Origin of the sequence: Prevotella sp. tf2-5 (genome assembly GCF_900115435.1) — a bacterium.
Classification (GTDB): domain Bacteria; phylum Bacteroidota; class Bacteroidia; order Bacteroidales; family Bacteroidaceae; genus Prevotella.
The window spans coordinates 65,406-78,082 of sequence record NZ_FOWK01000011.1 but is presented as its reverse complement, the minus strand read 5'-3'; the positions used below and the strand labels follow the sequence as shown (position 1 = coordinate 78,082).

Genomic DNA, 12,677 nt, shown 5'->3' with positions numbered 1-12,677 from the left:
TATGACAAGCATATCGATTTTTGACAAATGGTGCCAGATGAGTCTTGTGCTCCGCATTCTGGGCGGACTCATTATCGGAACCTGTCTCGGACTCTTTGTGCCACAGTGGAACTGGATAGGCATCATGGGCTTTACATTCGTCAGTGCGCTGAAAGCCATAGCCCCCATACTGGTGGCTGTGCTGATAGCAGCCAGCATCGCCAAAGCAGGTAGCGGACTGGGATCCCGTTTCCGGGTGGTCATCTCGCAGTACATGCTCAGCACGTTTATTGCAGCGATGTGTGCCGTGGTGGGCAGTTTCCTGTTTCCTGTCACGTTGAAGCTGAGCAATACCGTTGACCAGTCTGTGCCCGGTGCCCTCTCCGATGTGTTCAGCAACCTTCTATCCAATATGGTGACCAACCCGATGACGTCTATTTCGGAGGCAAACTATATCGGCATTCTGTTCTGGTCGATTCTGATAGGCATTGCCCTGAAGATGAAGGCGAGCCAGCAAACCGTTACGGTGGTGCAGGACATCTCAGAGGCCACTACGCTGACGGTGAGGTGGGTCATCGAGTTTGCGCCATTCGGTGTTATGGGTCTGGTGTTCACGTCAGTGTCTGATGGCGGTTTGATGGTGTTTGGCACCTATGGCCATCTGGTGCTGCTGCTCATAGGCTGTATGCTTGCCTGTGCGCTTATCTTCAATCCACTCATCTTTTTCCTGATGTTGCGCCGCAATCCCTATCCCCTGCTATTCACCTGTCTAAAGGAGAGCGGAATGCAGGCATTCTTTACCCGTTCCTCGGCAGCCAATATCCCCATCAACATGGCTCTGTGCAAGAAGTTGGGACTCGATGAGGACTTCTACTCTGTGAGCATCCCACTTGGTGCGACCATCAACATGGATGGGGCAGCTATCACCATTACGGTGATGACATTGGCTACAGCCCACACGATGGGTGTTGAAGTGACGTTCGCCTCGGCTCTCTTCCTGAGTATCATTGCCACTTTGGGCGCTTGTGGATCGTCAGGTGTTGCCGGCGGTTCGCTGCTGTTGGTACCCATGGCCTGCTCGTTTTTCAATATCGGCAGCGACGTGGCTATGCAGGTTGTAGCAATAGGCTTTATCATCGGTGTGATACAGGATAGCCTTGAGACAGCCCTTAACTCCAGCAGCGACGTATTCTTTACCGCTACAGCCGATTATTACGATAGGAAGAAAAGAGGCGACAACAAGGCGTGATGTGACAAGGGACTGTCCCGGAAAATGCTTATTGACTCTGAGCACATCCCCCTGAGCACAAGGGGATGTCCCCCTGTGAGCACGATGTCTAACCAGTAGAGACGCTTCCACATACTTCCACCATGCTTCAATCCATAGTAGAAGTTGTAGCCGTCAACATACACTATAACTTTTTTCTTATCCATAGTCGATAATAATAAAGCCTCCCGAGAGAGGCTTGACCCAAGTAATTTGCATACAAGGGGGGATTAATCTTTCTAAGTTGCTCTTTCACAACTGACCCAAGTAATTTGCATACAAGGGGGGATTCTGGTTCAAAGATAGGAACTTTTCTTGAAACTTCCAAATTTTGGAGCAACTATTTTGCGAAGGTACGACAAAATTATAAAGTCTTACTTGATTCTATCTATTAATGTCTCCGGACTCATACGAGTATCCCAGATGTCCATCACTCGGACAACATTGTTTGCCTCATCATAATGATATATGATTTTGAATCTTTTATGCATGACGTGGCATTGTCTGTACAACTTCTGTCTTTCATGCAAGAAAGGTTCTGGAGGATAAGAGCTGGGGAAGCGTTCCAATCGCCATTCAACAGCACGAACATCAGCTTCCCATCGTTTAGCAGTACTCTCACCAAATTCCATCATCGCATACATGATGTTTTCTGCCAATTGTAGTTTGGCAGTGTCCTCCCAGATTATTGTAGCCATGGAAACTTCTGATGCATTTCATCCCACATCCGTTCTGAAGCAGTCCATTTTGTTGGATCATCTATTTCTGATTCAGCCTTCTCAATTCTGGCAACAGCTTCTTCCAATGTCTTTGGACCCAAGATAGGACAACGGTCCCAGTCCAGGTCATCAATCTTATCATGTATGGGGACTGCACCAGTATAGCTTCCAACTCCGACATTCTGTACATCAACAGAAGGTTCGCTGGCAATACCAGTGTTCTCTTCTTCTTCGAATTGTTGATAATTTTTCTCTTCCATATTATAGTTGTATATTCGACTGCGAAGATAGTCATTTTTCTCATATTACACAAGTTTTTAAGTAAAAAAGTATCTTCCTTCTTACTTCAGACATCGTTTATGTCAGGTACCTGTCCTTTTGTCACTCAAATTTGTCTCAATTTCTTTCATATTTGTCTCATCCCTATTAAAATTGAGTAAAAAAAAATAAAAATCCGCACAATCATTAGATCATGCGGAAACAAAACTATATAAATCAAATTTTATCCGTATAGAATAATACGAGATAGGGACCAGTCCCTAGTGTTCCCCAAAACCGTTACAAATTGTAACGCTTTTACTTCCCTTGTGTGGTTTATTATATCGCACAATATAATCTTCGTTGTAACTCAAAGTAATGGGCACGTATGGCTGGGACAGACATCTGAGGTCACTCAGGGACTGGCACCTGTCTCATAGGCACCATCCCATTTTGGAAGGGTACCCTAATGGATCAGGTCCAAATGTTTTCATATCACTGATCTGCTCTCAGACATTTCAATCCTTTTCAGGAGGAAACAATTCATCGGCAGCGATAGAATTATCGTATGGAGTTATTTCTATCTTCTTGGCTCTATCTTCCAACTTTTCTTTCAATTCCTCAATTGTATATGGAGGATTCTTACGATGCAGCATGTAATGGCAATTAGGACAGACAGGAACTAAATCCCTGTCAATATCCAATTGGTATTCCTTGCCGATTGATGAAATAGGAGTTAGATGGTGAACATGAATAAACCCCTTCCCTATTTCACCATAAGTATCCTCAAAGTCACGACCACAAACCAGACATTTATATCCTTTCTTGGCAACACACTCCCTGCGAGCTTTTTGATTACGCTCATATTTGTTAGCCATCACCTTAATCAATGCCCCCTCGTAAAGATTATCGTCATCTTCAGGATAGTCAACATCAAAGACATCATTGTTTGTTGTTTCGTAAGGATGAAGCAAGAACTCCAAAACTTCCTCACTTTTACATTGCATGACACCTTGAATATTTCCCAATACCCCATGCTCATGCAAATGATGTAATGACATGATATCGTCTGTATATTCCTCCAAGAGTCTGAATCGAGCATACTTAAAACTGCCAAGGCCACTATAGTAGATGTCCTTGTCCGTCCAATACTGTTCTTGGTTGAAAGCCTCATCGATACTTAGTCCCACACTTTTTATCTCCATCCGATAGCGGATACATTGTTCTGGTTTTGTTTTATAGACAAACACGATGTCGCCTATGGAGAAGTTGTTTGACATTCTCCAGTCAACCAATCCGCCTTGTGCTTGCATAGCATCACCAATACGAAAGATGTGGTCATTACTTGGGACGATCCAATACTTCATGATTATTTCATTTCAAGTACTTTCGTTGACTCTTCGCCAAACTGAGAGACTACACGGACTGCAATCTTCTTGTCTTTTTCGTAGGGGATTGGCTCGCTCTTGAAGTCGTAGAGTGTATCCCAAATCTCATCGTTGAATTCCAGACGCAGGGTGTGTTCAGCCTTTTTCTTGGCCAGGTCTTTAGCCACTGTATCGAGGCCTTTGCGCCAAGCAGCGAAGTCTTTCTTGTCGCCACCACAGAAGTGGATGCTGCGCACCTTGAAGAGACCGCCCGTATAATTGTCGTCCATCTCCCAATAGGCAATATCATTCACGTTACGGGCTTTTACCTCATCTTGTATGGGGTCGTACATATCCATACCGTTAATCTCTACATGGCATTTGCCGTTGCCATCGTTCACCAAACTGATATCTGGCTCACCGATGATGATAAACGAGCCTGCTTTCTTGTCTTTCTTCAGCAGACCGTCTTGCAGCAGGTCGTCGCTCATGCGAACCTTTGACACTTGGAACGTACCAAAGTTATAGTCTTTGTTCTCACCACTCTCAATGCTATCCTCAAACGAGAAGCCAAGAATCACAAGCCAGTTCGATTCGTTCAGATGCTGACGGAAAGCACGAACGGCTTCGTTCACAGCATGCTTGCTGACGGTGCCAAACTTGGGGCCAATCATAAAGAACACGCAATGTTCCGTACCATCCTCCATTTTATAATAGCCCTTGGCATTCAGATAAGGCTCGTCCAGATGTTCCATCGAGTGCATCACAGCCTGTTGCTGCTTCACACCATTGCGAATACCATTGGCCTTCAGGTTGTTGAAGATGCGTTCCGTAAAGGCTGCATATTCGTCATAGTTGTTCTGCTTGTCATTCAAACTTTCTGGCGAACTCACATCAAGGCTTTGCAATGTCTCTACCGTGAATGGCCCACTCACACGAATTCGCTTCTTATCTTCTTCTGGCTGGTCGTAAAGGGTTTCTTCATCAAAGGGCAAATCATTGGCCAAAGCCTTTAGGGTGATATGTGGCACTTTTTTGTAGATAAAGCCTCTGCGGATATTGGGATTCTCGCTATCATCGTGAGTTTTATAATATGGGAAGAGTGCTGTCGTCAGTCGCTTCTTAGCGATATTCAACGCTATCCGGCTCGTATCTATGGTAATCCATCTGCGTCCCCATTGCTCTGCAACATAGGCTGTTGTGCCTCCACCACATGTAGGATCAAGGATTAAATCACCAGGATCCGAACACATTAATAGGCATCTTTGAATAACCTTTTCTGAAGTTTGAACAACATAGTTTATATTTGATGCTCCTGCTGTATCTGCCCATAAGTTATTAATGTCTTGCATTGGGAAATCATCAGCAAACAAAACATAACAAGGTACTGTACTTGGAGCCTCAACTCTTCTTTTTTCTATGAGTCTTTGCATGCCATTATAATTGGTTCTCCAACTCTTTTTGCCACATTTATATGTTTTTCCTTCAAATTCAAAATCATACATACAAGAATCGGTATACCCTGTTGATGATAGTTTATCTAATCTGTATGCACGTGCACCTTTAGGAAGAAGATTAGTATCTTGAGCTTCTTCCTTTGTCATTGAACGACGAGTTCCATCAGGAAGTTCCACATTCTTATACATCGTTCCTTGTCCTATCGGTTTGTTTACAAACAAAGGACGATACTTCATACACTCTATATCTTTAGCATACCATATCAGATAATCAACAACACCAGGTAATCCTGCACTTCCTAGTGGAGATGTCTTTTTAAACGTAATAAGGGAGAAAAAGTTATCACTACCAAACACCTCATCTAACAAACTACGCACCAAGTGAACATTTTGGTCTGATATTTGAACAAATACAGAACCACTTTCACTTAACAATTCTCTAGCAATAACTAATCTATCTCGTAAATATGACAGATAACTATGAATACCCAGTTCCCATGTATCGCGAAATGCCTTTATCATTTCAGGCTCCCCTGAGATGTTGTTGTCATTGTCTTTAACTTCTCGACTATTCAACTTCATCTGCCAGTTAGAGGCATACTTAATTCCATACGGCGGATCAAAATAGATGCATTGCACCTGACCCTTCATGCCCTCGCGATTCAGCAAGGAATTCATCACTAGCAGACTGTCACCTTGAATCAATCGATTCTGCCAATTGTCACAATGCTTGTAGTAACCAGCTAATCGTTCCAGTTCATCCTCTTGCTCTTCCTCAAAATCGCCAAACAAGTCGAGCTGAAGTTTGGCACTCTCGCTCTTATGCTCATGCAGTTCATAGAGACTATCGATGATGGCCTCCGGGCGGATGTCCTCATGCTTATACAGGCTTCGGATGTCTGTACGCAGTTGCGGCATATAGTCGGTATTATCCTCATCATCATTCTTATACTTGTTGAGCCAATAGAGTTCCGGGTCTCTACCACGCTGGAACTCATGACGGAAGATGTCGTACTCACTCTGTTCTGGCATGCCACTAATAGCCATCTGTTCCTCTCCTTGATGGGCACTATCAGGAATGGCAGCACGCTTATCGTTGTGCTTAATACTACTTACGGGGCGATTCTTATCGTATGTCATAGTTGCTTGATTTTATCGTTTATGAGTTTTTCTAATTGGTCTATATCTCTTACTTCCAACAAGTCCCAAGTACCGTATGTCTTGAGGTTGTTGGCAGCAGGAATCCAATAGTCTTTCAGATAGTGACGCTTGGCTTCTTTGTTACCAGACTTGTCGCTATCGAAGTCTTCACACTCCACTATTAGATTTATTCCCTTCACACGAACAATGAATGAAGGCTGATATTCCTTATTCTCATCACCAACAGTATAAGGAATACGGAAACCAAGATAGGTGTTCTTTACCCAACACTCTACACATTCCAATGAGTCAAGTGTCTGAGCTGCTATCTGCTGCCAACTATTGTCTTCAGCTATCACGTAGTTGACATGACTCTTCTGTGTTGGATAGACAGATTTGTTCGTGGGGCGATACACATGGATGGTACTGCCTTCTGGATTGTAGTAGTTCAAAACAGCAGAGATAACTTCACGATCAACATTAGCCTGATGGATTCCCTCGCTTATACTATCTAATACAGCTAAATAATTAGAAAACATAACAAGCCTTCTTTGTTCTTTACTGCCGTCTCCTCCAATAATCTCCAACTGCTCGTCATACCATTTTTCTACAATTTTCAGAATGTCTGAAATCTTTTGGAATTTATCAAAGCCATTTGGGTCTCGGTATCTTTCTCTAATCATCAGGTGGGCAAAGTAGTAAACAACCTGTTTATCACGCAATTCCATATAGTCCGTCTTCAACATCTTCTGATCGCCATTGACGATGGTTTCAAGTATTGTCTCTGTAGGAATCTTGTTGAAGTCTAGTTTGAACTTGGGCAGGTCTGTGAAGTCTGCAGTTAGAGCCCCCTCGATATTATCCGAACGATAACCAGTAATGACAGGGAATCGAATCTCCATCTGTTGACGCTCTGGCAAAGCACGGATAATAGCCTTGGGCTTTTGAGGTTTCGTTACTACCGTATCACCACCTTTGAAGGTGTTGAATGGTACACCAATGATACGAGCGTATTCTGGTGGGAACTTATAGGTGATATTTTCTGGGTTATATCTTTTCAAATCCTTACGGTCTATCTCTCGTCCCAGTTTGTCGTAGGGAATCAGGTCATAACTCTGACGACGCAAAGCACGACCTACCACCTGTTCGCACAACAGCTGGCTGCCAAAAGCACGGATGCCACAGACATGGGTGACGGTATTGGCGTCCCAACCTTCTGTCAGCATCGACACGCTGACCACACATTTTATATCGCCCCCCAATTTGCCAGGCTTGCCGACGGTATTCACCACCTCACGCAGAATGTCTGCATCCGTCAGATTATCGGCAGAACCAGCACCATGCTGATTAGCATATTCATGGCGGAATTCCTCAATCTCGTTGGCGTATGCTTTTTTAAATGCCTCGTCAATACGGGTTGATGCTTCATCAAGTGCTGAGGAATCTATCAACAGTGTTGGGAACTTCTCTTTAGGCAATCCCATGCCATCGTAGTTGGAAAAGACTTCAAAACGTCCACGACGGTAGCGAGGTTCTCCATCCTTATTAACACCATCTTGATAGCCGGCAATATCTCGATAAACCTCATGTGAGACCGTTGTGTTATTGCAAACCACTATCAATACAGGCGGAGCCGTATAGAGTGTACCCATAGCCTCGTATGCCTGACGCAGACCTCTGTCGTAGTCCTCATAGTCTTTCACGAATTGCTCTAAGGCAGTATTCAGAAGCGTTGGCAGGTTAGGGGCCTGTACAGACAAAATGGATGTATCTACATTATCTTCTTTGTCCTTTTTCTTCTGAGCACGAATGCCACGCTTGGGTAGTTTGTCTTTGATACTCTCATAGATGTTACGCAGTTTGGGCTCATCCAAGTCTGTTGTATTGTCATAGGCAGGCAGATATGGTATCTTCACCAAACCACTCTCAATAGCATCCACCAGTCCGAAATCGCTGACCACCCAAGGAAATAGAGAGTATTCAGGATAACCGGATCCTTTCAAATAATAAGGTGTAGCAGAGAGGTCATAGACCTGTTGGAGCTTATAGCCCAAAAGTTTCATCTGACGAAGACCTTCGTACCATACCATAGCAGCATCGTTCTCCTGTTTCAGGTCGCTCTTTTCGTCCTCAGTCAGATTCTTGTCTTTGTTTTGTCTGGGTAGATAACAATGGTGTGCTTCGTCGTTGATAACAACAATACGCTTGCCCTTCACGCCTTTTTCCAGAATACGACTCAGCATCACGCTGTAGTCTTCCTTGTCTTTTTGAGTCACCAACTCTCCATCTACCCATTTCTGCTTGCCATCAAGAGGCGATGCATGTTTGCCTGAAAACACACGAGGCAGGAACTGTTGGTAATTGACAATGGTGATGCTGGCATTCAGTCCACCCAGTTCTTTTTCGAATTGAGGTGGTATCAGTCCACGCTGATGATAGTAGTCTGTTCGCTCAAAATTATTGCTGCGCTGACTATAGTCTAACTGCAACACGGAAAGGCGGTCACGGATGGTAATACCTGGTGCACAAAGCAGGAAATGGTCAGCGTAGTGAGTATCCATCGGATTGGCTCGCTTATTCAGATAGTTATAGAGAATCAGCATTGCCATCACCACCGTTTTGCCTGTACCCGTAGCCATCTTGAAAGCTGTACGAGGCAACACATAGGCATCGTCTTTTGAGACGGTATGCCTACGTTCGCCCAACAGATTCAGGATGTAGTTACCTGTATTGGGGTCGCGCTCTGCTATCTCGTTCAGCCAGACTGCCGTTTCCACAGCTTCACGCTGACAGAAGAACAAACGAAGGTTCGCCCTGCGCTCCTTATTGTTAAACCAGAAATCAAGTAATTCTTTTGTGATACGAGATGCTTTTGGGTAGCCTCCCTCTCGCCAAGTTTTTACTTCTTTACGGATGCCATTGATGAACTCGGCATTGGGATCAACCGAGATAAAGTCGTCTTGCGAGAAGAAAGTCTTTTCTCCTCGTTTTTTTGGCACAATATTCACATCATAACCATAAGGCCGTCTACCATTGATAACGGTCTGATAGTCTATGTTCCCATTCATATCGGTATCATAATAATACCTCGGTTCCTCGTATGGATTATTCAGTACGGGATTGTCGTTATTGGCTTGCATAAGCGTTATGTCGTTTATGCGCTGCTCTCTAAAAAACAAAAGCAAGACCAAACAACAAGAAACGTGGACGATTACTCATCCACATTCCAGGTGCTTGGTCATACCCTTCAAAGAAACAAGTAACGTCCACGATTACCGTGAACGTTTGCAAGTTTTACTTTGAAATCCTTCTGCGACCAAGCTTTGGAATGTTCTGTAAACAGCAAACGCTAATTTTAACCCACAAAAGTTTACACTGCCGCTTTCGCTAAAGCATCGTGGCAATGCAAGGGCAAAGTTACAAAAAAATTTGGTATTTAAGTAGTAAAAATTGAAAAAATTTAATCAAATAGGAAAAGTCTAAGGAGAAAATAAAATTAATTTTCTACTTAATCTCTATGAATGTACTAGGATTGAAGCCATTACACAGATGCTCATTTGAGAAGACATATCCAGTACATTCATAAATCATAAAAAATCGGGATTTAACAGTTTAACAGTTAACAGTTAGTGTTAAGCAAATATTCAACCGATGGCAGGGATAAAGTGTGACAGTTGTGATAGAAAACAGTTAGTGAAAGTCAACGTTCTTAGGATAAGAGTCAATCAGCTTAGGGACACTCGTCAACGATTCCCAGGGTGCGGAGTCAACTTATTCCGTATGGATCATGGCAGTCACAAATCACAGATCACAGTTATTGAAACGGAAACGGAAACGGAAACAGTTAGGTTGAAGTTGATTTTTCAATGAAACAAGGTATATTATATGTATATATATATTATTATATATATATAATATATATATTATATATATATAATAAATTTAGTACCAGTATTTTTTCACTTTAAGCTAACTGTTTCCGTTTCCGTTTCCACTCTGTTTCCATTCCCGTTTGCTGAAAACTGAAAAATCCTCTTCGGTCAATCTCAAAACAAGTAACTGTGATCTGTGATTTGTGATTGATTTTGTCTTTTTCGCTAACTGTTAACTGTTAAACTGTTAAAAACTAACCCAAAACTTACTGTCACAACTGTCACTGTCACGCAAAAGTTGTGGGGCAATTTGATTCCGATGCCTTCTATCCCCCACTCCAGTATCTTCCATCACTTGTACTAAAGCCTAGTATGACTGATACTAAGGGCTGTTATACCCCTATGGGAGATACTGGAATACATCTTAACAGATACTAGAGAAGGGAGAAGGGTTAAGGGCTCAAGGTTAAGGGTTAAGGTGTCTTGCCCTGAAAAACGTTGAATAAAAACAACGTTTTTCAGGGCAAGACAAATTAAAAAAAGACACCTGAAAATTCGTAGACCGCAATGGGAATGTTGTACCTTTGCACTTGCATTGAGGATGTAACGGCAATGAGGAAGAGCTGCAGATCTGAATCAACACAATCAATCTTTGTAATAACCTTTTAAAAATTTAAAACCATGAGTCAGAAATTCATCAAAATCCAGAACACGAACCCTCGCTCCTCCGCTTGCGGTAAGTACTTCGCCACAGCCCTGCTGACGGCACTGGGAACGACCTCCTGCGTCGGAGCCTGCTGAACAAAGTAAAAACCCTGCCAGGCATCATGCTTGGCAGGGCTTTTTTATTTTTTCTTGTTTAAATCTCCGCTTCTTTGCGCTCATGGGTCTTGCCTCTTTCGCAGCCTTCGCAGCGGTCCTGGCTGCATTCTCCGCCTTACGTGTTTTTGCCGCAGCCTGACTTGCGCGACGCTTGCGGTCTCGGGCACGGGCAATCTCCTTTCGTTTCTCCTGCTTCTCAGCACGCAGGGCTTCTTTGGCAGCATCTCGCGCCTCTATCTCTGCCTTGCGTTTGGCAATCTTCCCTTCTTCACGAGCTAAGACACGAGCCTGATATTCTGGATTCGACAACATCTCCTTGCGGAACGGAGTGGCGAGCATATTCAAGGCGAGTTTCGTAGTCTTCGTTCGCGCATAGCGCCAACTCTTGCTTTCTGCCTCGCAGAGCACAGTACCATCGCTTAATACCGCCTTGGCACGATGAAGCCCCTCTTTCGTCACTTCCATCTCCAATGACAGTCTTTGCCCGTTTGTCCTCCTCACCATGGCATCCGCCTGTGCCAACAGGTTAGCGTTTCGTTTCTTATGCAGGAACAGATGCTCGCTTTCATCATTAAGAATATACTTGGCGATGAACCAGTTGCGGATATCTTCATCGAGTGTGGTCACATAGCCAAAAACGGCATAAACGAAAATATGCCTGTGCGTCTTGACATCGAACTTCTCGCTAGCACGGACGAACGACTTTAACTTCAAGTCGTCAAACAATCTTTCCAGTCGTTCATTGCGGAACAGGTTGCCTAACACATGTTGCAGTCTCGTTCCCTCACCTGAAAAATATCGGTAGAGCACCTGTGCCACCATACCCTTGAACACAAACATCCCAGCAAACACATAACGTCCGTTGCCCTTACCCTCCTCATCGTAGAAAGAACTATGTGTCAATACCTCGCGCAACTTAGCACGAGAGAATATCTTGCGAAGGTCGTTGTATAACGGAGCTTCCCAATCCTTAAAACTGTCCTTCGGACGCGGTTGTTGCTGTCTGTCTTTTTCTGTCATAGAGCGGGTGACGGGAATCGAACCCGCGCCTGCACACTGGAGATGTGCCGAATCAAGATCTGAAGTCTTGCGTGCTGCCATTACACTACACCCGCCGATGACTGCAAATTTACACAATATTCGTTAAAGACAGGAGAAATACGCTTGAAAATTTGCATTCTTACCAAATAATCCCTATCTTTGTCATCAGTAAAATAAGTATTAACGAGTTCTTTGACTCGCTGACGCATGGAAGAAGTCACGCCAGGGGATAGCGTTTATCTGCGTTCATAGCCCTGTGCGGATGAAAAGGACAGGCCGGGAGCGACGGTGCAAGAGCGGGGAATGAAAAGCGTGCTATATTAAGCTGCATAGGGATATGCAGGCAAGTTAGCATGGCTGCCGCCCATAGATAGGCACATGGTAAAAGGTCGCCGCTCCGCAAGGGGTCACGGTCCTCATCTTCGGAAATTCGTCCCCAGCGGGCAGTACGACTCAAAAATACAGAACCAGACTATGTACTGAAAGACATTATTCACCCAGTGAGTCCTTGCATGTAGTTTCGTATTTGCTATATGCACCTATCCGGCAAAGGCTGCCGAAGTTTCTTATAATTGTTCTGCATCTCCCATTGTAGAGAATGTAGAACAACAGACTACACCTGATTACTTCAGTCAAGCTGAAGAAGGAGTGAAGAAATACTATCCGCAGTATGCTGATTATTTTGTGACAACATTAGAAACAATACATACAATACCAGCAAGTATTAAAAATAAAATAAATACAATAATCGAAGA

The 12,677-nt window shown here is 43.8% G+C and carries 8 protein-coding genes; 1 reads left to right on the top strand and 7 read right to left on the bottom strand.

The window, feature by feature from the left end; translation table 11 throughout:
• Position 1: 1 nt before the first annotated feature.
• Entirely contained in the window at positions 2 to 1,228 is a 1,227-nt protein-coding gene (gene sstT / locus BM257_RS11650) for a serine/threonine transporter SstT (protein WP_092072777.1), read from the top strand.
• Here sstT and BM257_RS15190 read toward each other — a convergent pair.
• From BM257_RS15190 to BM257_RS11615, 7 genes are all read right to left on the bottom strand, one after another.
• Positions 1,192 to 1,413 (bottom strand): PIN domain-containing protein, encoded by a 222-nt coding sequence (locus BM257_RS15190; RefSeq protein WP_092072774.1) that lies wholly within the window; start codon positions 1,411 to 1,413, stop codon positions 1,192 to 1,194. The two genes, sstT and BM257_RS15190, sit on opposite strands and share 37 nt — an antisense overlap.
• 207 nt (positions 1,414 to 1,620) lie before the next feature.
• Positions 1,621 to 1,944 carry a type II toxin-antitoxin system RelE/ParE family toxin gene (locus tag BM257_RS11640; protein WP_092072771.1) on the bottom strand — a complete coding sequence of 108 codons (324 nt, stop codon included), beginning with the start codon at positions 1,942 to 1,944 and terminating at the stop codon, positions 1,621 to 1,623.
• Positions 1,932 to 2,225, bottom strand: a complete 294-nt coding sequence (locus BM257_RS11635; RefSeq protein ID WP_092072768.1) for a hypothetical protein — start codon at positions 2,223 to 2,225, stop codon at positions 1,932 to 1,934. Before BM257_RS11635 ends, BM257_RS11640 begins: the two co-directional genes overlap by 13 nt.
• A 516-nt stretch (positions 2,226 to 2,741) precedes the next feature.
• Entirely contained in the window at positions 2,742 to 3,590 is an 849-nt protein-coding gene (locus BM257_RS11630; protein ID WP_092072766.1) for an HNH endonuclease, read from the bottom strand.
• A 2-nt stretch (positions 3,591 to 3,592) separates the two neighbouring features.
• Positions 3,593 to 6,187: a site-specific DNA-methyltransferase gene (locus tag BM257_RS11625; protein WP_092072763.1), complete on the bottom strand. Its 2,595-nt coding sequence runs from the start codon at positions 6,185 to 6,187 to the stop codon at positions 3,593 to 3,595.
• Positions 6,184 to 9,327, bottom strand: coding sequence for a BPTD_3080 family restriction endonuclease (locus BM257_RS11620; RefSeq protein ID WP_092072760.1), 3,144 nt, complete (start codon positions 9,325 to 9,327; stop codon positions 6,184 to 6,186). The genes BM257_RS11625 and BM257_RS11620 overlap by 4 nt, the downstream gene beginning before the upstream one ends.
• Before the next feature lie 1,557 nt (positions 9,328 to 10,884).
• Positions 10,885 to 11,982 (bottom strand): hypothetical protein, encoded by a 1,098-nt coding sequence (locus tag BM257_RS11615; RefSeq protein WP_177216103.1) that lies wholly within the window; start codon positions 11,980 to 11,982, stop codon positions 10,885 to 10,887.
• Positions 11,983 to 12,677: the final 695 nt, after the last annotated feature.